We start from the raw sequence: 20,841 nt of genomic DNA, 5'->3' as shown, positions 1-20,841 counted from the left end.
GAAGATGAAACAAAAGGATAGCCATCTTTCAAATAGACAAAAGCAAGCGTTGCAAACAAGACAGCGGCTACTAGATGCGGGACTAGCCGTTTTCTTAGAAAATGGATTTCAAAAGGCAACCATTTCGCAAATTATTAAAAAAGCGAAAACAGGTTATGGAACAGCCTATGTTTACTTTCAAAATAAAGATGAACTTTTTATTGAGTTAATGGAAGATGTGATGAATCGGTTTTATGAGGTGGCCGAGCTTTCATTTGAACCAAAATCAAAGTCGGAAGCTTATGAAATGATTGAACATCAAGTTCGCCTTTTTTTAAAGCTTGCCATCCAAGAACGTGAAATCATGAAAGTGGTGAAGGAGGCCATCGGGTTATCTGTAGCCGTAAATGATAAGTGGCTTGAAATCCGGGAGAAATTTATTAAGCGAATCACTGTGGATGTTCGCTATTCACAGCAAAATGGTTTAGCCAAACCGACTTTAAATGCTGCTGTCATAGCAAGAGCTTGGTATTATGCAAACGAAATGTTTATGTGGGAAATCGTTGAAAAAGATATCACTTCTATTGAAGACATTGTTAGCAATTTAACAAAAATGTATACAGGGGGATTGTATTTATAAATGGGTGTCCATTTTAATTTCGCGTGTTTCAAGGACAATTTCCACTGCAAAATCACGGCCATTATTGTCCATAGGCCTCTCGATCATGTATGTGACTTACTTTAAAGTATTTTATTTTCTAAAATGATGATCATGTTCCATGAACACAATGGCAAAAAAATAGGACAATTTCTTTATGAAATTAAGCATTTTTTCGTCCGATATAAATGATGAAGAGTCATTTTTCTTAATAAATAGATTATTGGGGTGGAAAATGGTGATGAGATATTTTCGGTTTGTTTTAGCCATGAGTGTTACAGTAGCTCTTATATCTTTTAACATCGGATTAACTCATTCATATGCTGAAGAGGCAAATAGCGAATCAGATGGCGCAGAACAAGTTGATCAAGAAATATTAAATGAAAGCTTACAAGAATCGGACACATCAAATGAGCTGGAAACAGATGTGAGTGTAGAAAACGATGGTGAAAAGGCTAAAGATCAAACAGAGGCGTCTAATGAGGAGGAACAAATAAAAGAGGGACTAAAAGCAGATGAAAAAGATCAAAATGAAAGCAAGGAAGAAGAGAGTTCTCTGAATGAACCATCTTTAGTTCCAGGAGATTTCTTTTACTTCATGAAAAGATTAACAGAACAAATTCGCCTAGCTTTTACCTTTCATGATATAGAAAAAGCAAAGCTGATCGCAGAGTTAGCAGAAGAAAGGATCCGTGAAGCAGCAGCTCTTTTGAATGAAGGGAAAGAAAAGCTTGCAAAGGAAACGCTCGAGAAGGCTATTGAACAGCAAGAATTGGCAATTGATTTGAACGAGGAAGCTGATCAAACAGATGAAGAAGAGAAAAATATTGACCAAACGAATGAACTCAATTTAAAAATTTCCCAAAATATTGCATCATTAGAAAGTGTATTAAACAAAATTGAAAACGAAACAGCGAAAGAAGTGATAATGGAAAATATTGTTAAATTAACAAATAAGCTTGAAAAGAAAGTGGCAAAATACAATGAACGTATCGTGAAAAAATATGAAGCAAAACGTGCTCAAATTGAGAAAAAGCTTGCGGAAGGAGAAATATCCCGAGAAGAAGCGGAGCAAGAACTTAAAAAACTGGAAGATGAGCTGATACAAAAGCAAGAAAAAATACGCAGCAAAATAAATCAATATTTAATAAAATTTTCTAAAGAGACTCAGCCATTATTGACCGAAGTGAACATGAAAGATGAAGGGAAAAGGGAAGAAATAGAGGAAGAGGAAACACGTGACCAAATAGAAGAAGTGGAAGAAAACAATCGTGAACAAATCGAGGAAGAAAAAGAGAAGATTAAGGAAGAAAATGGAAAATTAGAAGAAAAGAGTCGTGAGAAAATAGCAGAAAGGGAAGAAATACGTAATGAAATACTAAAAGTTGGAAAAGAAGCTCAACGCGAAAGTGTAGAGGAAGCAAACGAGAAACGCCGTGAGAAAGAAGAACAAGAAGGCACGCAGCAAGAAATAGTAAAAAAGGTACAGGAGAATGAGCGTGAAAAACATAAAGAAACGAAAAAGATGCGTGATGAAAAAGTAAAAGAGGCAAAAGAAAAACGCGATGAGAAGGTAGAGAAAGCAAAAGAGAAATATCAGGAATATCAACGTGAACAAATAGAAGAAACAAAAGGAGAAAACCGCGAAGAATCAGAAGAAACGAATGAAAAGCATGATGAAGAATAAGATTTAAAGATCGATTCAGCGTCTTGAATTTACGATGATCGTAGAGTTTACAGCAAATGAACAACGACATTTCGTTTCTGTTCTTAAGACTCAAATGAAAAAACTTTTCCCTCAATCAAGAGGAAATTTTTTGTGAAATTTTTCTAATGACAATCTTTCTATGCATCCTGTTTTAAGGCATATTTTGATGGGCAGATTTTTTTCATTCCAGAAATATTAAATAACACGTTTAGCCCCAATAAAGGCTTTTTTCCAATAATCGGTGAAGGTGGAGACCTTCACTTTTTTGCCTTTTGGGTACGTATGAAGCATTTTTCCATCTCCTATATAAATGGCAACATGTCCGATTCGTTCGATTCCATGCTTTTGTTTACGTTTTTTTGTAGTAAAAAATAACAAATCTCCTAGTTCAATTTGATCAAGGGGAATAAAAGTTCCCATTTGAAATTGTTGACGCGAATTTCTTGGTAAGCGTATGCCATTTACCTTAAATACATATTGTGTAAAGGAACTACAATCAAATGTTTCCGTTTGATTAGGCTTTGCATTAAAATCGTAAGGTGTCCCTAGAAAGGAAAGCCCTGTTGAAACGATTCTATTTTTTAGCATCTATTTTCACCGCCAAAGCTGTTTTACAATAGTTAATGAAGCTTTTTCAAGAAACGCTTGGACAAACATCTGATATACTATGAAATTAGAAAACTTTAGAGAAAAGGCAGGACGAAAAAGATGAGCATTTTATTAGTCGAGCGTTTATATAAAACGTATGGGGAAAAGGTATTATTCGATCATATTTCTTTTTCGATTGCTGAAAAGGAACGCATTGGGCTAATCGGAACAAATGGAACTGGGAAATCCTCCTTGTTAAAGGTTATTGCTGGGGTCGAATCAGCAGATGACGGAGGGATCACTCGTTCTAATCAAATGCGTATTGAATATTTAGCACAAGAACCTGAATTAGATCCGAATTTAACCGTGCTTGATACGATTTATGATGGGAACTCAGATATAATGAAAGCGATGCGAGATTATGAATGGGCCCTTTCAGAATTGGGACGAGACCCTGAAAATGCGAAGAAACAGGAGCGTTTATTTCAACAGCAGCAACGAATGGAACAATTAAGTGCATGGGAAGCGAATACAGTTGCGAAAACGGTGCTATCACGATTAGGAATTACCGATTATTCTCAAAAGGTTCAGCATTTATCTGGAGGGCAGAAAAAGAGAGTAGCGATTGCTCGTGCGTTAATTCAACCAGCTGATTTACTCATTTTAGATGAGCCAACAAACCATTTAGATAATGAAACGATTGAATGGCTAGAAGGATATTTAGCTCAATACAAAGGAGCCATTTTAATGGTGACACACGATCGCTACTTTTTAAATCGTGTCACTAACCGTATTTTTGAACTAGATAAAGGAAAACTTTATACGTATGAAGGAAACTATGAAACATTCCTTGAGAAAAAAGCAGAACGAGAAGCTTTAGCGGTTCAAAATGAAATGAAGCGGCAAAAAATTTTGCAGAGGGAGCTAGCATGGCTTCGCAGGGGGGCAAAAGCACGTACGACAAAGCAAAAAGCAAGAATTGATCGGATTGAGAAACTGCAAGAACAAACGTTTACAACTCAACAAGGAGAGCTCGATTTTGCCATTGGCACAAAACGACTCGGGAAAAAAGTGATTGAAGTAAAGGGGATTTCCAAATCGTTTGCTGGTAAGAAGCTTGTTGAAAACTTTAACTATTTATTGACACCAGGTGAGCGTTTAGGAATCATTGGTCCAAACGGAAGCGGCAAGTCAACTTTATTAAATATGTTAGCGGGCCGTATGAAGCCGGATTCAGGAACGATTGAGATCGGAGAAACCGTAAAAATCGGCTATTACACACAAGATCATGAGGAAATGGATGAAAACTTACGCGTTGTTGAATATATTAAAGAAGTTGCAGAGGTTGTGAAAACCGTTGATGGTCAAATCATAACAGCTGAACAAATGTTAGAACGCTTTTTATTTCCGAGATCTCATCAATGGACATATATCCATCGATTATCGGGTGGGGAAAGAAGACGTCTTTATTTGTTGCGTGTATTAATGGAAGAACCGAATGTGTTATTTTTAGATGAGCCAACGAATGATTTAGATACAGAAACGCTAGGTGTTTTAGAAGACTACCTTGAACAGTTTCCTGGCGTAGTGATGACAGTTTCCCACGATCGCTACTTTTTAGATCGTGTTGTCGATCATTTACTTGTTTTTGAAGGAAATGGAGTCATCTCTCGTTTCCAAGGAAGTTATTCCGACTACTTAGAAATGAAAAAACAACAAGAACAACAGAAAGAAAAAACAGAAAAAAAGCCAACCCAAAAGAAAGAGCGTCGCAAAAAATTATCGTATAAAGAACAAAAAGAATGGGAAACAATCGAAGAACGCATTGCTGAACTAGAAGACAAAAAGAAACAACTAGAACAAGAAATTGCTGAAGCAGGTAGTGATTTCGACCGAATTCAAACGTTATATGAAGAGCAACAAGCGGTTGAAGAAGAATTAGAAAAAGCAATTGAAAGATGGACGGAGCTTTCAATCTTAGTAGAGGAGATGGAAGGATAGAATTTATTGTCGTCGACCTTCAGGTAGCGTCAAAACCCCTGAGGATCGACGACATTTTTTATTTTTAGAGGAAAATGAAGAAAATGAAAGAAATTGGGAGAAAACATATGATATTATAAAAATTAGCTCTATTTTTAACTATTGATCTTTCATTAAATTCGTTACATTTGTAATGTTTAATTTGTCTTTAGCTGTTTTAGTTAAGTTTTTTCCTTTCTCTAATTCTATTTTTCGAAATTTAATCTGTGCTGGATTCAATCCATTGCCAAGTGATCCATATACATTTCCTTGCTTCGGCTCAATTAGTTTCCTTTGTTGAAAATACACACGTGGAGTTTTCCATAAGGCTACTATTGCTTTTCCCATAGGCATTTCATGGTATCGTTCCGGCCACATTTCTTTAATATGTTTTTTTACTAATGGATAATATTTCGGACTCATACTTGGAAATAAATGATGCTCGGTATGATACGAAAAATTAAAATGTAAAACATCTACCCACTTTGGCACTGTTACCGAAAGGCTGTTCGCTAATGGATCATTTACAGGTACGAGCGGATTCAATCGGTGATTCGTTGAAATGTAGCTCATAACAATGAAATTCCCGATTAGTAACGGGAGTAAAAAGGCAAAAAACCATTTTTCAAATCCGATCACAACAAGCAAAGTTATCCATGTTGCCCATGGCATGATAAATTGTCCTAAAACAACCTTTCTGTTTTTCGGATGAAAATCTTTTAAAAAATGAATTAGCATTTTAATGGAATGGATCGTAAAGGTAACTGAAAGACCACAAAAAGCAAAAAATGCACGTATTTGAAACGGAATTTTATAAATCCAGCGTAAAAATCGACTTTTCGTAAGCTTTTCTAAAGTTGGCCACGCATCAGGGTCTAACTCTTCATCTTGGGTGTGTACATGATGATTGACGTTATGCCATTTTATCCAAAGCTTTGGTCCTGTGCATAATGGAAAAAATGCAATCCCACCTAGTAAATCTCTTAACCAAGATTTTCGTACGACGGTCCCGTGCAATATTTCATGCCCTAAAAAACCTAATCCTGCAAAACTAGTCCCTAAAATGATGGAAATCATGAAATACCAAAAAGGGTGGAGATCGAACAAACCTATTGTGAGGAAACCGGCGAAGGTTACAAGTAAATAGGCGAGACCACCAAATAGACGAGAAGGGACGGGCTTAAATGCTTCCTTTGGCAAAAGTGGAGAAATTTGCTTGGCATACCATCCGAACGTTTGAAATTCTTTCATTCACTAACTCCTCTCAAATAAGCCCAATATCTATATTAGCGATGATAAATGAAATTTTTTCGTATCAAGTTTATCATTGGTTGCTAGTACAAATATGGGAGAAATCATTTAAAGAGCAAAAACGACTTGTTTTCCAAAAAATTCCGAACAAAAAACAACGTCGTTTATTTTTATTTTGCTCTTTCCCATCGTAACAGACAAAAGATTGCACTGTCAATTTAAAATTAGAACCTGGTACTAAAATATGGTTTAATTCTAATGTAGAATAACTGTTTATTCTCTTTGTTTTACGAAAGGCTCTTTTCTAAAAGATTGTTGCTTTACAACCATAGCTTTTCGACTGTCCAGGCAAGCGACATGCTTGCCGACTCTGGCAGAAAAGCTAGAAATAGAGCCATCTCAACAGGTTATTATTGGTTAATCAACACGCCTTATTATAGTAATTCAAATGTCTTTGCTTAAATAACATGCTCGGACGGTGCCCAACTGCACCGCCTGCTTCACTGTTCATAAAAAAAAATCGCTTTCGTGAACTCGGTAAAGTCGATTAGATGGTGATCAAGTATTTTTTGCAAAATTGTCAAATTGATCTCCTGGTAGTCGTGAACGGCGATATTTCTAAATCCGACCATCGCTTTCATTTTTTGTGAAAGAAAAGGAGTGATGATGCCGTGCTGTTCTAAAAGAGAAAAAGCGTCTCGACTATTTTGGGGGAGGCCTAACTTTTTCTGTGCGACCATGTGCATCGCCAGGTCGATGCTTGCTTCACATGCTCGTTGGAGATTTAAGATAATGGAGTCTTGCTTCGTGTAGTTTTCTAAATTTTTCGGGTTGTTTTCATATTCTTCGTGAATGCGCTTTATGCACCGCTCGATCACGCTCATTTTATTTAAAATGACATCATTTTTCATAAATCGACCCGCTTTCATTAATGTTTCGCAAGATTTCCGTGCGTTCTTCATTCAATTTTGCATACATCTTCAAGGCTCTCCATTCATATTCTGCTTTTTTCTGTTCATTTGTACAATAGATGACTTTGCCGTTACTGACCACTTGCGCCTGAAACACAGTGCTTGCTTGTTTGAGGTCCACAAGATCGACGTCCCGGTGCAGTCTGGATGCCACTTTTTGCGCAACCATAAATCGTTCATAATGATCCAACTGTTTTTGGTCGCTGAGAAAAGCGATATCAATGTCGCTGTCTTGATGAACATGTCCTGCAACCGTTGATCCAAACAAATAAATCAAATATGGGGACACCGTTTCGGTCAACACTTCAATAATGATTGGCTCGATCTGTTCAGTCAATACCGTCCCTCCTTTTCTTCACCCCAATCCGGACCATTTTCTTTCATTATATTACTTTTTATTTCCTGCCTCAAACTTTGCGTAAAACTAGATTGAGTGTCAAGTATTTGTAGGAATTTTTTCCTCTCCCCAGAAAAGAAAGCGATTTCATTATGTTTGGGTACTTAAGCTACCGCTCTTTCGTTTGGTGGCCCCATCATTTGGTGAGTGATCAGTCCATCGCTCACCAAATGATGGGGTTAAATTTTGCCCACAAAAATTTTACTCATACAAGTAATAATATTTCTTGTATACAGGTAATAATTAATTAAAAAATAATGTTAAAAAATATAACATATTCATTGAATATATAATTACATATATTATAATTCAAAGTAAATAAACAATCTCCCCCTAAAAAATCAAAGTGATCTGTCATTCTCATTCCTTATTTACCTAAAAAGAAAATGGAGTAATTATCCATTGTTTATCTGGAAACCGAACAAATGAATATTGTTTCCCGAAAATAAGTGGGAAAGAAAAGCTGTCTAGGGTTCCGTTGCTGGCAGGCTGTATCACTGCCGGTAAGTCTGGTCCGAGAGAGAGCGTATAGAAGCTGCGTTTGATTGCAACTTCTATATACACGGAAGGATAAAAGCCTGGGAGATTTCCCCAAGCTTTTATTTTTTTACAACGATCATTAAGAAAAGTCTCAAGGGGGGTATTTTGGATGACTAAAATTTTCAGCAAAACGATCGTACCTGGAGGAAAATCAAGCTGTGACATTACGACCGATCACAAGTGAACGAGTATGTAAGTTTGGAGGTTTCTTACCTATGTGGAATTGAAACCGAATGAATAATTATTTGTAGCAGTTGCAATTGATTGGAAGTTTGATAAAAGCAATCGGTACTAAAATGCATGCCATCGGACTATGCGGAAATAGTAGGAGTTTGTCCGTTAACATGTTCACTGTATCAAAAGAGATGGCTTACACATTTAAAAAATGAACTCGGGGTATCCCAAGGAGAAACCCCGAGTTTTTAATTGTTCAATCTGTTTAACTCCTCATCAGTAAAAGCACGGGAACGGATGATAAAACGAACGCCAAGAGGGATTTCTAAAGAAAATGAAGCACCGCGTCCTTCTGTGACATCAACGATAATTTGCGTGTGTTTCCAGTACTCATATTGCGCTTTTGACATGTAAAAGGGACACTGTTCTATCGTTCCTAACAAAACATCATTTTTTCCGACGCGAAACTGTCCTTGTCGATAGCACATGGGGGATGAACCGTCACAGCATCCCCCGCTCTGATGAAACATCAGATCTCCGTGTTGTTCTTTAAGCTTACGAATTAGATCCACCGCTTTTTCTGTGACCAATACCCGCTCGACTTTTTTCATTTTCTCACCTCCTAATGGTGATTCGTATTGTCAAAAGTTTTTTAATAAAAACCTGTAAAACTCTTGGTATTAATGGACATGTGGGTAAAAAGCGTTCTCCCCCCCTCAGAAGAGGAATTCTGACTGCATTTTCCCACCGAGGCTTTACATTGAGTGACGAGCATGATAGGCTATAAAGCCTTACGCAACAAGGATTGGCTGCGTCTTTGCGTAAAGAATCATGCTCGTGGAGGCTCAATGTCAAGCCTTCAATATTCGAAGAGTTTTCATATTTCTTTTGACACTACCTGGTGATTGGAACGTTTAGAAAAAGCCCATCGCTTTTTTATCATAGGAAATCAAAATATTTTTCGTTTGTCTGTAATAGTCGAGCATCATTTTATGGTTTTCCCGTCCAATTCCTGATTGCTTATATCCGCCGAATGCGGCGTGGGCTGGATACAGGTGGTAGCAGTTCACCCACACCCGTCCTGCTTCAATTTTGCGTGCGATTTGATACGCTTGATGGGCGTCTCTCGTCCAAAGCCCAGAGCCAAGGCCGTAAAGGGTGTCGTTGGCAATTTCGATTAAATCGTTTTCATCTTTAAAGGTGGTCACGGAAACGACAGGACCGAAGATTTCCTCTTGGAAGATTCTCATGCGGTTATTTCCAGCAAAAACTGTGGGCTCGATATAAAAACCATCCGGGTATTGCGGGTTTGTATACGCTTTCCCCCCGGTCAACAGTTGCGCACCTTCTTGTTTTCCAATATCAATATAGCTGAGAATCTTTTTAAGCTGATCGTTAGAGGCTTGAGCTCCCATCATCGTTTCAGGATCAAGGGGATCGCCGAGCTTGATTTTTTTCACCCGTTCAAGGGCCCGTTCCATAAACGCATCGTAAATGGATTCTTGGATTAACGCTCGGGAAGGACAAGTACACACTTCCCCTTGATTGAGGGCAAATAACGTAAATCCTTCCAACGCTTTGTCGAAAAATTCATCGTCTGCTTTCATGACGCTTTCGGTGAAAATATTCGGTGATTTTCCGCCAAGCTCTAATGTCACAGGCACGATGTTTTCCGAAGCAAACTGCATGATTAACCGTCCTGTAGTCGTCTCACCGGTAAAGGCGATTTTTCCAACCTTTGGGGAAGTGGCCAGAGGTTGTCCTGCCTCAGGACCGAATCCGTTAACGATGTTTAATACACCCGGTGGCAAAAGGTCTGCGACTAATTCGGCAAATAAAAGGATTGTCGCTGGTGTTTGTTCTGCTGGTTTTAAGACGACACAATTGCCAGCAGCTAAAGCCGGTGCTAATTTCCAAGCGGCCATAAGTAGAGGAAAGTTCCAAGGGATAATTTGTCCGACAACGCCGATAGGCTCTTTAATATGCATAGCAAGGGTTTTGGCATCGATTTCGGAGACACTGCCTTCTTCGCCGCGAATCACTCCAGCAAAATAACGGAAATGGTCAATGGCAAGGGGCAGGTCGGCATTTAGTGTTTCGCGAATTGCTTTTCCGTTATCCCACGTTTCCGATAAAGCAAACTTTTCTAAGTTTTCTTCTAAGCGATCGGCGATTTTTAAAAGAATATTACTTCTTTCTTGTGCCGATAAATTTCCCCACGTTTCCTTTGCTTGATGGGCTTTATCAAGGGCTAGGTTTATATCTTCTTCGGTGGAGCGAGCTACTTTCATAAAAGGTTTACCATTGACGGGAGAGATATTTTCAAAGTACTGACCGCGGACCGGGGGAACCCATTCGCCGCCGATGAAATTGTCGTATTTTTCCCGATAGTTTAATAGACTCCCTTCTGTATTTGGCTCTTGATATTTTTTCATAGTTACACTCATGAAAAAACCTCCTTCAAATTTTTAATTTGTTGTTTAGTAGTGAATTGTGACAGATGCAAAAGGGGTATAAAACATGGCACCCCGAGTACAATTGAATAAATTCACGGCTTGTACGATTTTTGTGGCTGTCAATATAGATAGGAAACTGCTCTTTTTTCTCATCACCTCCATTAAAAGTTACGCACTTAGATAAGCGTTACACTAAAAATTTTTTGTTTTTATGTTTGTTTAATATAAATGCAAAATTGGTGCCAATTTATAATAGTTTGATTTATCTGATTTTTTGATTAATAACCTGTTTCAATAGTGTTTCAGTTGTTTCAAATTGGAACAATTTAATGAAACAATTTTTAGAAGATTCTATCTATTTATTGTTATAATAAAAATAATAGAACCAATGCGAGGAGGGAGTTTTTTGGGGAATGAGTTGGTGAAACGTGAATTAATGGAATCGTGGAAACGCAGTGCTTCTTTTGGTGTCGATAAGGATCACGCAGAAGTAGAACTATTGTCGTCTGGTGAACTGAAAGAACGGAAAGAACAACTAAATGAATTATTCCAAAGTGCGTCACGGATTTTAGAAAACTTAGCTTTACACTTAAAAAACAGCCCTTTTATGGTTGTTGTCTCAGATCGAGACGGTTACATCGTTTCTACGTGGGGCGATTCTCCGTTTACGAACAAGGCGAAAAAAGTGTGGTTGGATTGTGGGGCAAATTGGCATGAAAGAGTAAAAGGAACTAATGCCATTGGAACGTCGCTTATTGAAAAGAAATCAATTTGTGTCATCGGCGATGAACATTATGTCCGCGAGAATGTATTTTTAGCTTGTTATGCATCTCCTTTGTATTCTGCCACTGGTGAACTCATCGGGATTTTGGATGTGAGCGGCGATGCTCGCTTTCACCATCCACATACTATGGGGATGGTCATGGCTGCCGCTCAAGCGTGTCAGTCGAACCTATTGTTAAACAGCGTCCACCGTGAGTTGATTTTATCTTTAAAGGAGATGAATCATTTAACAAAAGGTCATTCACAGCCGCTCATTTCTATCAATGAAGATGGGGTGATAAAAAGGATCAATCAACAAGCAGCTACCCTATTCAACGAAACACCCGAGTCATGTATTGGAAGACCGCTCACGTATTGGTTAGACGCTGAAACGGCAGCGACTGTATTATCCATTGGTGAAGCCACCTCACTGTCCATTAAATTAAAAGGGGATTCCAAAAAGGTGCGGGAATGGCTCGTTGAACCGATTAGGGATGAACGGCAAAGGTTGTACCGAATGGTGATGACCTCAAAAGGGCGATCCGAAAAACAGTCATCCCAATATTTAAATCATCAAAACAGTCTCCCTTCATCACCTAACATAGTTGCATATTGTCCAAAAGTTCAGCGCGTTTTCCAATTGGCCATGAACGTCGCCAAAACGAATGCCACCATTCTAATTAGCGGCGAAACCGGTACCGGCAAAGAAGTGATTGCAAAAGAGATTCACCGTCAGAGTAAAAGGAAGGGTTCCCTTGTCGTCGTGAACTGTGGAGCAATTCCTGAACAATTGTTGGAGTCTGAGTTGTTTGGTTATGAAAAAGGAGCATTTACTGGTGCTTCAAAAGAAGGATTTAAAGGAAAGTTTCGAGCTGCTAATGGGGGGACGCTGTTTCTTGATGAAATTGGCGAAATGCCGTTGGCGTCTCAAGTCGCTTTGTTGCGCGTATTGGAAGAGAAGCGGGTGACACCCGTTGGTTCCAACGAAGCGATTCCAATTGATGTTCGGATTATTGCAGCGACAAACCGTGATCTAGTGAAAGAAATTGAAGCGAACCGTTTTAGAGCCGATCTGTATTACCGGCTATGTGAAATAGAGATTGTCTTGCCCCCCCTTCGTAAACGTACGGACTTACTGGAGTTAGCCCAACAGATAATTCGTCAAATGGAGAAAGAATTGCAAGTGGAAAACATTCAACTGACGCAGGAAGCTAAGAAGAAAATTTTCAACTATCACTGGCCTGGCAACATTCGTGAGCTTCGACAAGTGATTCGTCAAGCGGTATATCATATGTGTTTTGTGCGTCAATCGGTCATTTTGACAGCTGATGATTTCAACTTCTCCCATTTGACTCCTTCAGAAAAAGAAAACAAGGCGTTGTCGATAGAGGAGCACGAGCAAGAAACGATTGCAAAAGCCATTGAAATCGCAGGAGGAAATCTTTCAAAGGCTGCTCGCCTCTTAAATATTGGCCGCACAACGTTGTACCGGAAGCTAAATCAGTATCCCCATTTAAAAAAGGTTCGTTGTCAAGCGAACGTTTCATCTTGAATACGATTTCTCACTACTCTTAAAGATGTTTGAGAGAAAAGTTATCCATTTACCGATTACATCCATTCTGAAAAAAGTAAATCACCAATCGGAAGTGGACCATATTGTGGAGCTTATGTATCTATGGGGGGACCATCGACAGCGGCCCCCTGCAGTTTCCAATCAGCCCGGCTTATTATGAGGTTTATTTTCTGAATCCTTTCGGAAAAAGTACGAAAATGGTCCACCAATTAAATTGATTCAGCAACCCCGTTGCCCAACTGGAAGCATTTTGTTGCTGTTTGCTTCTTTTGAAAAGTTCGGTTATGGGTTACGGTTTGCCCGGGCGATTTCCCGCTTGACGGCCGGTGCCACTTTAGTACCCAGCAGTTCGATGGCACGCAGCACTTTTTTGTGCGGCAGTGTACCGACGGTCAATTGCAGAAGAAAGCGGTCATGGCCGAAAATTTCATACTGGAACAAGATTTTTTCGATCACTTCCTGAGGGCTGCCGACAAAATTGGCGCCACGCAAGGAACGAGAGAACTCGAACTGCTCGCGGGTTAATGGCGGCCAGCCGCGTTCCTGTCCCAGCCGGTCCATTATTATTTTAAACGCAGGAAACGCAATGTCGGACGCTTCTTGCGACGAATTGGCAAGAAAACCATGGGAATTGATGCTGAGGCGCGGCGTTTTGTGTCCCGCCTTTCGCGCTGCTTCACGGTGTATTTGGGCAAAGGGTGCGAACCGTGCGGGCATGCCACCGATGATGCCAAGCGCCATCGGAAGACCGAGTATGCCCGCACGGACAGCCGACTCCGGGGTTCCTCCAACGGCTATCCAAACCGGAAGCGGATTTTGCAGGGGCCGCGGATAGACCCCTAGATTGTCCAGCGACGGACGATGCTTTCCCTCCCATGTGATACGTTCAGATTCCCGCAGCTTGAGCAAAAGATCAAGCTTTTCTTCAAAAAGCTCGTCGTAATCTTTCAGGTCGTAGCCAAAAAGGGGAAAGGATTCGATAAAGGAACCGCGGCCGACCATGATTTCAGCGCGACCCTGGGTAAGCAAATCCAAGGTGGCAAATTGCTGGAACACCCTTACTGGATCGTCAGAGCTTAAGACGTTTACCGCACTGGTCAACCGAATGCGTTTGGTGCGGGTTCCGGCGGCGGCAAGCACCACCGCCGGAGCCGATACGGTGTAGTCGGGGCGATGATGTTCACCAATGCCAAACACATCCAATCCGACTTGATCGGCCAGCTCAATTTCCTCCATCAAGTTTTGCAGCCGTTCCCCCGGGCTGATCAATTGACCGGTTTCGGGATCAACTGTCCGTTCTCCAAATGTGTAAATGCCGATTTCCATCCGTTGGCCCCTCCTTTGATTTGCCGTTCGTTCATTCCGACGTTAGATTTATCTTACCCTATTTATTTGACGTCAGGCAACAAAAGGGGTTTAAGGGATTGAGTAAAGATTTTGTGAGATCCGCCGAATATGGAATCGTACGTTCGCTAGTGTAATAGGTTGAGGAAGAAGTATTTTTCTCGATTATGGCAATTATATTGAATAATTTTTGAATATATTATAGTAATTCAAAATTTAAAAAATATTCAAAAAATACTTGAATCCAAATTTGAACGTTGTTAAAATATTTTACAAATTAGAATTTTCAGATAAATAAACGTTGTTTAAAAAAATTAAGTAATAACAGTTTAGTAAGATATACGATGCAATAAGTTTTGTTGAATAAAAGGTTTAAATATCATCAGGTTTTAATTAACTGAATTTATGTAAGCGCTATCTATTTTTGTTTTATTCTAATGAAAAAGGATGATAAAAGTTGAAACTATCAAATAAAAAAACCCTACTGAAGAAGGAACAAATTCTGTCAGCTGCTATAGACATTGTGAAAAAAAGAGGGTTTAGCGGAGCGACAATGGAAGAAATTGCAGCTGAGTTACTAATGACCAAAGGATCACTATACTACTATTTCAAAAATAAAAGCGATTTAATGTACCAGTGCCATAACTTTGTTTTATCTCAGGCAACGGAAGAACTTGAAGAAATATTAGCGAAAGGCGGTCCGGTAAAAGAGGTACTAAGAAAAATGATTGAAAAGCATATACATTATGCCATTGAAGAGAAAGAGACATTTAACTTAATTATGGAACCAAAGCGTTATTTTAATAAAGAGCAATTGGAATTGGTTCTTAAATTAAGGAATTATTATGAAGGATTATTTGATGAGATTATTCAGAGGGGATTAAAAAGTGGAGATTTTCACGCTGAGGATCCAGCTATTGCAAGAATGATAATCCTAGGTGCAATGAACTGGATTCAACAATGGTATAGAGTTGACGGCAGGTTATCAAAAGAAGAAATTGTTAGAATTTACTATGATTATATAATAAAAATTTTGGAATGAAAGGAGAGTAATATGGATATTAAAAAAAATCCATAGTTTGATCAATTACCAGAAAATATTTCAAACACATGAAGACCTGAAAACATTAATTGCCGTTCCTATGTTTCATGTCACAGGTCTAGTTGCGCAATTACTGCACCTAATTTATGTTGGTGGAACGGTTTACAGTATGGAGAGATATCAAAACAAAAAATATATCGAGTATATATTAAAGTATAAAATCAACTTTTTATTCAACGTGCCAACTATATTTATCATGATGTCTACAGTAGAAGAATTTAAGAACAGCCACTTTGATTTTGTAAAAAAGGTAGTCTTTGGTGGGTCACCTATTTATCAGCAAACGTTTCAAATGCTTAAAGAAAGTTTTCCAAATGCCGAACTTCACAATGCTTATGGAGCCACTGAAACAACATCCCCAGCTACGCTTATGCCTATTAAGTATCCTAAGAGTAAAGTAAATTCAGTTGGAAAACCTGTACCTGTCGCTGATATTAAAGTCGTGAAAGAAAACGGAGAAGAGTGCCGAGTGAATGAAATAGGGGAGTTATTTATCAAAGGACCTATGGTGATTAAAGAATATTGGAATAATCCAGAAGCAAATGAAAAGAATTTTACAGATGGTTACTGGCATTCAGGGGATATAGGTTTTATGGATGAAGACGGATTTGTTTATGTTCGCGATCGAAAAAAGGATATGATAAATCGAGGTGGGGAAAAAATATTTTCAATTGAAGTTGAAGATGTTCTAAAAAGCCATGAATTAATAACTGAAGCAGCAGTCATTGGGGTTCCTGATGAGATTTATGGAGAAAGAGTCAAAGCTTTCGTTGTAGGTAGAAAACTATCAGAATCATCAATTCAAAAAATAAAAGACCATTGTCAGAAGCATCTTGCAAAATATAAAATTCCTGAATTCTTTGAGGTTGTAGATCAATTGCCTCGAAATGCTTCGGGAAAAATATTAAAAAATAAATTAAAAGAAATAGGGAGGAAATAAGATGCTTAAAGAGTTGTCAGATCATGCTAAAAAATTAAGAGAAGAATTATTGGAGTTTATGCATGAGTATGTTTATCCCAGTGAAAAAGTAGTGGAAGAGTATCTGGAGAATGCAGAAGATCGTTGGACCATTCCACCAATCATTGAAGAATTAAAGAAAAAAGCAAAAAGTAAGGGTTTATGGAACTTGTTTTATCCGGATAACTATTATGGGAAAGGATTAACCAATTATGAATATGCATTCTTATGTGAAATAATGGGCCGTTCTCTAATAGCACCTGAGATTTTTAACTGTAACGCACCTGACACGGGCAATATGGAAGTCTTAATTAAATATGGAACAGAAGAACAGAAAAGAAAATGGCTGGATCCATTACTAAACGGTGAAATACGTTCAATATTCTCTATGACAGAACCGGAAGTGGCTTCATCCGATGCTACAAACATTCAAACAAGCATAGTCAGAGATGGTGATGAATATGTTATTAATGGTAAGAAATGGTGGTCCACAGGAGCTTTAGATCCTCGTGCTAAGATTGCTATTGTAATGGGAAAAACAGACCCAACGGCTGAAAAACATAAGCAACATTCCATGATTTTAGTTCCATTGGATACACCAGGTGTTGAGGTGAAACGACCATTAAAAGTATTTGGTTATGATCATGCTCCACAGGGACATGCAGAGATTCACTATAATAATGTTCGGGTTCCTGTTTCGAATTTATTGTTAGGTGAAGGAAGAGGATTCGAAATTGCTCAGGGAAGGTTAGGCCCTGGAAGAATCCATCACTGTATGCGGGCGATTGGAGCTGCTGAACGAGCATTAGAGTTGCTTATTAAACGTGCAGAAAACCGAGAAGCATTTGGTTCGAAACTAGTTGAAAAAGATACTGTAAGACAAATGATAGCAGAATGTCGAATCGAAATTGATCAAGCAAGGCTCTTAACATTAAATGCTGCTCATAAGATTGATGAAGAAGGTTCAAAAGCTGCAAGAAAAGAAATCGCAATGATCAAAGTTGTTGCTCCTCGTGTATCTATTAATGTCATCAATCGAGCAATAGAAGTTCATGGTGGTGGTGGGGTATCTCAAGATTTTCCGTTGGCAGAACACTTGGCAAATGCTAGAACATTAAGAATAGTTGATGGGCCAGATCAGGTACATTTAAGAGATATTGCAAAACTAGAAATTCGCGAACAATTGTAAATATATAATTATTTATTATTTGGAAAGAGGGATAAGATGAAATCTTGGTTTGTTACTAGATTAGGGGACCCAGATGTCGCTTTAGAAATAAGAGATACACCTGTCCCTAAGCCTAAAAAAGAGGAATTATTAATCAAAGTGGAAGCGTTTTCTCTAAATTTTTTTGATATATTGCAATGCCAGGGAAATTATCAAGAAAAGCCAGATCTACCCTTTACACCTGGAGCTGAAATAGCTGGAGTAGTAGAGAAATCAGGGGAAGGTACATCTTTTGAAAAAGGACAGCGTGTAATGTCAGCGACATCTCTTCCTAATGGAGGTTATACAGAATATGTGTTGGTTAATGAAAAGGATGTTTTTCCGATTCCTGATGAATTGCCATATGATGAGGCATCAGCCATGTTTATAACTTATCACACTTCTTATTATGCACTAAAAAGCCGTGCAAATTTGAAAGGAGGAGAGACAGTATTAGTTCATGCAGGATCTGGTGGTGTTGGATCTGCAGCGATACAAATTGCCAAAGCGATGGGAGCAACGGTTATCGCTACTGCAGGTAGTGACGAAAAAATTAATGTCAGCAAAAAATTAGGTGCAGATTACGTTATAAATTATCGAAAAGAAGATTTTGTACAGATTGTCAAAGATATAACGAACAATAAAGGGGCAGATGTAATCTTTGACCCCGTAGGCGGAGAAGTTTTTCATCGATCGAGAAAATGCATAGCCTTTGATGGCCGAATTTTACTCATTGGATTTGCAGGTGGAACAATTCCGGACGTACCAACTAACCACATATTAATTAAAAATTATTCAATTGTAGGTGTTCATTTTGGTTATTTTAAGAAAATGTTTCCTGAAAAAGTAAGGCGAAAAAGAAGAAGAATTAACACTAGAAAAAGGACATCAGGATATAATTTCTTATCCAAGATTGGTGGTTGGGAGTTTAGCAGCTACCATTATCGTATTAATTATTTTTGTGGGCATTTATACGGGCATTTTTACACCAACCGAAGCTGGTGCTGTAGGTGCATTTGTTGGTTTCTTGGCTGCATTAGCTCTTGGAAAAGTGAATATATCTTTTCTTAGAGATTCATTAACAGAAACCATTAAGCTGACTGGTATGGTTATGTTGATTATGATTGGTGCACAAATATTTGGACGCTTTGTTTCATTATCAATGTTACCTAGAAACCTAATTTCAATACTGGCTCCCATCATGGATATGCCTGCGTTAGTACTAATTGTTATTTCAGTTTTACTATTTGTGATGTTTATGTTCATTGAGGGGGCAGCAGTTATATTGATGTCAATTCCAGTATTACTTCCTATTATTACAGAATTACAGGTGGATTTATTATGGTTTGGTGTTTTCGTTGGTGTGATCTGCACCATTGGTTTAATTACACCGCCGGTAGGATTGAGTGTGTATGCAGTAGCAGGTGTTAGTAAAATCAAATCGGATTCAATTTTTAGGGTAGGTATGGTATTTGCTACTGCTGCATTAGTCATCGTCTGTGGAATTATGATACTTTATCCGGATATTGTAACATTTTTACCAGATTCAATGGATCAGTAATAGGAAGGGGTGACTGGGTTTGAATAGAGTAAACAAACTTTATCGAATCTTTGGGTGGGTAAAAGTTTTAGGTTTATGGATTAGTGGAATCAGCTTAATGGGAATGATGATTTTTATTGTAGTTGATGTAGTGTTTAGAAATGTTTCCTCAAATTCAATTAATGGGGCATTTGAGATTGTTCAAAATTACTTTATGCCATTGTCTGTGTTCCCGGCTCTCGCCTATGTCTATTCATCTGGTGTACTCCCTAAAATGGATTTAATTATAGAAAAACTTAATAATCAGATGAAGAAAGTAATTATTTTCAGTAGGGTGATTATTGAAATTTTTATTCTAGCTTTGATGTTTCAATTCACATGGGACTATGCCATGTATGGATTAGAGCGTAAAATGTCATTTCCTGCGTCAGGCACAATGTATATTGTATACCCACTATTTTTTTTAATACCGATTTCATTCGCATTAATCATTATAGAGAATGTATTTATATTGATCAAAAATATTATGGAAAAGCATCCTTCTTTTTTATTTAAAGAAGAAAAATGAAGATATTGAGGTTAAAAAGATGAGACGTATCCACGTAATCACACAAAAAGAATTAGTTGATCCAAAACGCTTGATTGATCGAAATGCTGTTGTTATAGATGTTTTTCTTGCTACTTCAACTATTACCTTTTTATTGAAATATGGTTACGAGCCAATTCTTACTGCAAGTGATGCAAAGCATGCATTGCATATAAAAAAACATGAAAACCTTTCTGGGCTGATGTTGGGAGAGCATAACGGAGATATTATCCCTGGGTTTGAATTTCCTGATCCTTCCTTATTAAAGAATACGCTGAAAGCTCAATCTGCTTTGATTTGTTCAACAAATGGGACAAAAGCGATTGAGGTGGCTAAATCAGCAAAACGGCTCTACTTGTCTTCTTTAATTAACGGACACGTTGTTGCAGAAACATTGCATACAAGCACAAATAAGGAAGATTCCATTGTGTTGATATGTTCAGGCAACGGCGGACGTTTTTCACTAGAGGATTTTGTTGGAGCAGGGCAAATTGTTCATCATTTATTAGAAAAAGGGAATTATTCATTATCTGATTCTAGCAGATCGGCTTATGAAATATTTTTACAATCAAAGATAAAAGGATTTAAAAATTTGTTAAAAAGTGAAACATCGGATTTATTAAGAAGAAAAGGATTTGAAAATTCTATGGATTTAGTCCTTAGATCTTTTGAAAAAATCCATATTGTACCTGAGTATATTAATGGGGAGATTAGAAAGGGATAAAAAGAATAAAAAGGATGGGAAATGATGCGGATAATTGGGAAGTTTGTACACATATGAGAACAATAACCATTAACACCCCACCGTCAAATATTGAAAGATACACTCTTAACAGAGATGGACTCAGATATCTAATCTATTACAAATGAGTGAAACAAATTGAAATGTCTTTGTGCGATATTAAAAATTATAAAATAAAATATTTTCGTAATTGAATGAATTTCATAATTCTTAGCCCTTGTCCTCCAACGAGTTCAAGAAATTAAAAAAGAAGCACCTCCCCAAATCTTGTATAATGGTCATAGAC

Annotated in this window: 18 protein-coding genes and 1 riboswitch; of the genes, 11 read left to right on the top strand and 7 right to left on the bottom strand. The window is 38.1% G+C overall.

What is annotated here, in order from left to right; all coding sequences use genetic code 11:
- Positions 1-4 precede the first annotated feature (4 nt).
- Together J2S06_RS13555 and J2S06_RS13550 are read left to right on the top strand one after the other, a co-directional pair.
- Complete coding sequence (locus J2S06_RS13555) at positions 5-619, top strand: TetR/AcrR family transcriptional regulator (protein WP_419152632.1); 615 nt, start codon at positions 5-7, stop codon at positions 617-619.
- A 259-nt stretch (positions 620-878) separates the two neighbouring features.
- Positions 879-2,324: a DUF5667 domain-containing protein gene (locus J2S06_RS13550; RefSeq protein WP_419152641.1), complete on the top strand. Its 1,446-nt coding sequence runs from the start codon at positions 879-881 to the stop codon at positions 2,322-2,324.
- A gap of 216 nt (positions 2,325-2,540) precedes the next feature.
- Here the strand turns inward: J2S06_RS13550 and J2S06_RS13545 are convergent, their stop codons facing one another.
- Positions 2,541-2,933, bottom strand: coding sequence for a C40 family peptidase (locus J2S06_RS13545; RefSeq protein WP_419152631.1), 393 nt, complete (start codon positions 2,931-2,933; stop codon positions 2,541-2,543).
- 120 nt (positions 2,934-3,053) lie between these two features.
- Here J2S06_RS13545 and J2S06_RS13540 point away from each other — a divergent pair, with 120 nt between their 5' ends.
- Positions 3,054-4,934, top strand: coding sequence for an ABC-F family ATP-binding cassette domain-containing protein (locus J2S06_RS13540; RefSeq protein WP_419152630.1), 1,881 nt, complete (start codon positions 3,054-3,056; stop codon positions 4,932-4,934).
- Between the two features lie 138 nt (positions 4,935-5,072).
- On the opposite strand, the gene desB is transcribed toward J2S06_RS13540, so the two are convergent.
- From desB to exaC, 5 genes are all read right to left on the bottom strand, one after another.
- Positions 5,073-6,203, bottom strand: coding sequence for a Delta(10) desaturase DesB (gene desB, locus J2S06_RS13535; protein ID WP_419152629.1), 1,131 nt, complete (start codon positions 6,201-6,203; stop codon positions 5,073-5,075).
- Between the two features lie 500 nt (positions 6,204-6,703).
- Positions 6,704-7,114: a type VII toxin-antitoxin system HepT family RNase toxin gene (hepT, locus tag J2S06_RS13530; protein ID WP_419152628.1), complete on the bottom strand. Its 411-nt coding sequence runs from the start codon at positions 7,112-7,114 to the stop codon at positions 6,704-6,706.
- The gene (gene mntA, locus J2S06_RS13525; protein WP_419152627.1) at positions 7,104-7,511 is read right to left on the bottom strand and encodes a type VII toxin-antitoxin system MntA family adenylyltransferase antitoxin; all 408 of its coding nucleotides are present in this window, start codon (positions 7,509-7,511) and stop codon (positions 7,104-7,106) included. Before mntA ends, hepT begins: the two co-directional genes overlap by 11 nt.
- A 516-nt stretch (positions 7,512-8,027) precedes the next feature.
- Positions 8,028-8,158: riboswitch (guanidine-I (ykkC/yxkD leader) on the top strand.
- A gap of 375 nt (positions 8,159-8,533) precedes the next feature.
- Positions 8,534-8,896: a DUF779 domain-containing protein gene (locus J2S06_RS13520; RefSeq protein WP_419152626.1), complete on the bottom strand. Its 363-nt coding sequence runs from the start codon at positions 8,894-8,896 to the stop codon at positions 8,534-8,536.
- Between the two features lie 303 nt (positions 8,897-9,199).
- A complete protein-coding gene (gene exaC / locus J2S06_RS13515) occupies positions 9,200-10,732 on the bottom strand; it encodes an acetaldehyde dehydrogenase ExaC (RefSeq protein ID WP_419152625.1) in 1,533 nt (510 codons plus the stop codon).
- A 415-nt stretch (positions 10,733-11,147) separates the two neighbouring features.
- Here exaC and J2S06_RS13510 point away from each other — a divergent pair, with 415 nt between their 5' ends.
- Positions 11,148-13,055: a sigma-54-dependent Fis family transcriptional regulator gene (locus tag J2S06_RS13510; protein WP_419152624.1), complete on the top strand. Its 1,908-nt coding sequence runs from the start codon at positions 11,148-11,150 to the stop codon at positions 13,053-13,055.
- A 303-nt stretch (positions 13,056-13,358) separates the two neighbouring features.
- Here J2S06_RS13510 and J2S06_RS13505 read toward each other — a convergent pair whose 3' ends face one another.
- Positions 13,359-14,402 (bottom strand): LLM class flavin-dependent oxidoreductase, encoded by a 1,044-nt coding sequence (locus J2S06_RS13505; protein ID WP_419152623.1) that lies wholly within the window; start codon positions 14,400-14,402, stop codon positions 13,359-13,361.
- A gap of 475 nt (positions 14,403-14,877) precedes the next feature.
- Here J2S06_RS13505 and J2S06_RS13500 point away from each other — a divergent pair, with 475 nt between their 5' ends.
- From J2S06_RS13500 to J2S06_RS13470, 7 genes are read left to right on the top strand one after another with little or no spacing between them, the layout of a single operon-like run.
- Positions 14,878-15,462, top strand: a complete 585-nt coding sequence (locus J2S06_RS13500) for a TetR family transcriptional regulator (RefSeq protein WP_419152622.1) — start codon at positions 14,878-14,880, stop codon at positions 15,460-15,462.
- A gap of 37 nt (positions 15,463-15,499) precedes the next feature.
- Complete coding sequence (locus tag J2S06_RS13495) at positions 15,500-16,462, top strand: class I adenylate-forming enzyme family protein (RefSeq protein ID WP_419152621.1); 963 nt, start codon at positions 15,500-15,502, stop codon at positions 16,460-16,462.
- A gap of 1 nt (position 16,463) precedes the next feature.
- Positions 16,464-17,669: an acyl-CoA dehydrogenase family protein gene (locus tag J2S06_RS13490; RefSeq protein ID WP_419152620.1), complete on the top strand. Its 1,206-nt coding sequence runs from the start codon at positions 16,464-16,466 to the stop codon at positions 17,667-17,669.
- A gap of 36 nt (positions 17,670-17,705) precedes the next feature.
- Positions 17,706-18,758 (top strand): NADPH:quinone oxidoreductase family protein, encoded by a 1,053-nt coding sequence (locus J2S06_RS13485; RefSeq protein ID WP_419152619.1) that lies wholly within the window; start codon positions 17,706-17,708, stop codon positions 18,756-18,758.
- A complete protein-coding gene (locus J2S06_RS13480) occupies positions 18,649-19,248 on the top strand; it encodes a TRAP transporter large permease subunit (protein ID WP_419152618.1) in 600 nt (199 codons plus the stop codon). The genes J2S06_RS13485 and J2S06_RS13480 overlap by 110 nt, the downstream gene beginning before the upstream one ends.
- A gap of 19 nt (positions 19,249-19,267) precedes the next feature.
- Positions 19,268-19,795, top strand: coding sequence for a TRAP transporter small permease (locus J2S06_RS13475; protein WP_419152617.1), 528 nt, complete (start codon positions 19,268-19,270; stop codon positions 19,793-19,795).
- Between the two features lie 19 nt (positions 19,796-19,814).
- On the top strand, positions 19,815-20,537 hold the full coding sequence (locus tag J2S06_RS13470; protein WP_419152616.1) for a 2-phosphosulfolactate phosphatase: 723 nt from the start codon (positions 19,815-19,817) through the stop codon (positions 20,535-20,537).
- Positions 20,538-20,841: the final 304 nt, after the last annotated feature.

The sequence above is a fragment of the Bacillus alveayuensis genome (assembly GCA_030812955.1).
Lineage (GTDB): Bacteria > Bacillota > Bacilli > Bacillales > Aeribacillaceae > Bacillus_CB > Bacillus_CB alveayuensis.
This window is presented reverse-complemented; position numbering and strand designations above follow the sequence as displayed.

Excerpts from the sequence above, each read along its gene's own strand:
- J2S06_RS13555 (WP_419152632.1), top strand. The coding sequence starts at position 5 with ATGAAACAAAAGGATAGCCATCTTTCAAATAGACAAAAGCAAGCGTTG.
- J2S06_RS13550 (WP_419152641.1), top strand. The coding sequence starts at position 879 with ATGAGATATTTTCGGTTTGTTTTAGCCATGAGTGTTACAGTAGCTCTT.
- J2S06_RS13545 (WP_419152631.1), bottom strand. The coding sequence starts at position 2,933 with ATGCTAAAAAATAGAATCGTTTCAACAGGGCTTTCCTTTCTAGGGACA.
- J2S06_RS13540 (WP_419152630.1), top strand. The coding sequence starts at position 3,054 with ATGAGCATTTTATTAGTCGAGCGTTTATATAAAACGTATGGGGAAAAG.
- desB (WP_419152629.1), bottom strand. The coding sequence starts at position 6,203 with ATGAAAGAATTTCAAACGTTCGGATGGTATGCCAAGCAAATTTCTCCA.
- hepT (WP_419152628.1), bottom strand. The coding sequence starts at position 7,114 with ATGAAAAATGATGTCATTTTAAATAAAATGAGCGTGATCGAGCGGTGC.
- J2S06_RS13520 (WP_419152626.1), bottom strand. The coding sequence starts at position 8,896 with ATGAAAAAAGTCGAGCGGGTATTGGTCACAGAAAAAGCGGTGGATCTA.
- exaC (WP_419152625.1), bottom strand. The coding sequence starts at position 10,732 with ATGAGTGTAACTATGAAAAAATATCAAGAGCCAAATACAGAAGGGAGT.
- J2S06_RS13505 (WP_419152623.1), bottom strand. The coding sequence starts at position 14,402 with ATGGAAATCGGCATTTACACATTTGGAGAACGGACAGTTGATCCCGAA.
- J2S06_RS13490 (WP_419152620.1), top strand. The coding sequence starts at position 16,464 with ATGCTTAAAGAGTTGTCAGATCATGCTAAAAAATTAAGAGAAGAATTA.
- J2S06_RS13485 (WP_419152619.1), top strand. The coding sequence starts at position 17,706 with ATGAAATCTTGGTTTGTTACTAGATTAGGGGACCCAGATGTCGCTTTA.
- J2S06_RS13470 (WP_419152616.1), top strand. The coding sequence starts at position 19,815 with ATGAGACGTATCCACGTAATCACACAAAAAGAATTAGTTGATCCAAAA.